Source organism: Pseudomonas sp. YL2 (genome assembly GCF_023063025.1).
Classification (GTDB): domain Bacteria; phylum Pseudomonadota; class Gammaproteobacteria; order Pseudomonadales; family Pseudomonadaceae; genus Aquipseudomonas; species Aquipseudomonas putida_A.
Genome location: NZ_JAJSLU010000040.1, coordinates 1 through 1,223, shown reverse-complemented (window position 1 = coordinate 1,223; position 1,223 = coordinate 1). Strand labels below are relative to the sequence as shown.

Sequence of the window (1,223 nt, the reverse complement as noted above, 5' to 3'; positions counted from 1 at the left end):
TGTTGTGGTCGAATTTTTTTAGACCATGATGTAGGAGCGGCGATTTAAGGAAGCATCATGGGATATCGGGTTGTCACGTCAGAGGAAAAAGCAGAAGCCATTCGCTTGGTCGTGGAGATGAATTACTCCATCCCTAAAGCCTGTGAAGCTACTGGTGTGGGCCCTACGGCCCTGCGTCGCTGGGTTTCGCGCTGGCGTCGAGAGCAGGAAGGCATGTCGCAGCCACCGCGATTGCAGGATCAGGAACTGATCGAATCGCTCCAGGCAAAGCTGGCACTGCTTGAAGCCGAGAACCAAGTACTAAAAAAGCAATTGCCCTCTCATCTAAAGGTTCTGTTCGGTCGAACCAAGTGATTGATGGCGTTCGAGGTGCGATGTCGATTCGGCGCATGTGCTCAGTGCTTGGCGTTGCCCGAAGCAGCTATTACACCAAGCGTAAACCCAAGCGCCTGAAGCCTGAACTGCGCTTGCTGAGGCGTAAACTTCGTGCGATGCATAAAGAACATCGTGAGGCGTTAGGTACTCGTGGGTTTTCCAGAGAGCTAAGAAAAGAGGGGATTTTTATTGGGCGCTGTCGAATGCGCACGCTGATCAACACCTTTGGTCTACACCGACGCAGACCGTGTTATGCCCACTATCGACGCGCTACGAAACCAGCGATTGTTGCACCGAACATACTTGATCGGCGTTTTAATCCGACCCAGGCAGACACACTTTGGGCCGGTGACATTACCTACATCCGAGTCGGAAATAGCTGGCTTTATCTGGCGGTGGTGATGGATCTGTTTTCACGCAGAATTGTGGGTTGGGCCTGTTCCCGAACTGCCGATGCTGAACTGTCTTCAAGGGCGCTAAGGTTAGCAGTGTCACTACGCCGTCCGATGCCCGCGTTGCTATTTCACTCAGACCAAGGCTGCCAGTACACCGCTGATCGATTTGTTGGCTGCTTGGCAGAAAACCGGATCGTTCAGAGCATGAGTCGTCGAGGGAATTGCTGGGACAACGCAGTGGTTGAGCGCTATTTCAGGACGTTGAAACACGATTGGATGCCGGAAAATGGCTACCAAAACCATTTCGAAGCGGAGAAGGATGTGATGGATTTTGTTCATCACTACAACCATCGTCGTTGCCACTCTGCCTCGAACCAATTGCCGCCTGCGCTGTTTGAGCAGCAGGCGGCCTAATACTCCTACGGAGTGGTTTAAAAAAACTGAACCACTACA

At 52.2% G+C, this 1,223-nt stretch carries 2 protein-coding genes; both read left to right on the top strand.

Annotated features, from left to right (window positions below):
• The first annotated feature begins 57 nt into the window (after positions 1-57).
• Positions 58-354, top strand: a complete 297-nt coding sequence (locus LVD08_RS27990; RefSeq protein ID WP_007969000.1) for a transposase — start codon at positions 58-60, stop codon at positions 352-354.
• Positions 351-1,184 carry an IS3 family transposase gene (locus LVD08_RS27985; protein WP_247269777.1) on the top strand — a complete coding sequence of 278 codons (834 nt, stop codon included), beginning with the start codon at positions 351-353 and terminating at the stop codon, positions 1,182-1,184. The genes LVD08_RS27990 and LVD08_RS27985 overlap by 4 nt, the downstream gene beginning before the upstream one ends.
• Positions 1,185-1,223 lie beyond the last annotated feature (39 nt).

What these genes read in the sequence shown, in the direction of transcription:
- LVD08_RS27990 (WP_007969000.1), top strand. Translation starts at nt 58, where the DNA reads ATGGGATATCGGGTTGTCACGTCAGAGGAAAAAGCAGAAGCCATTCGC.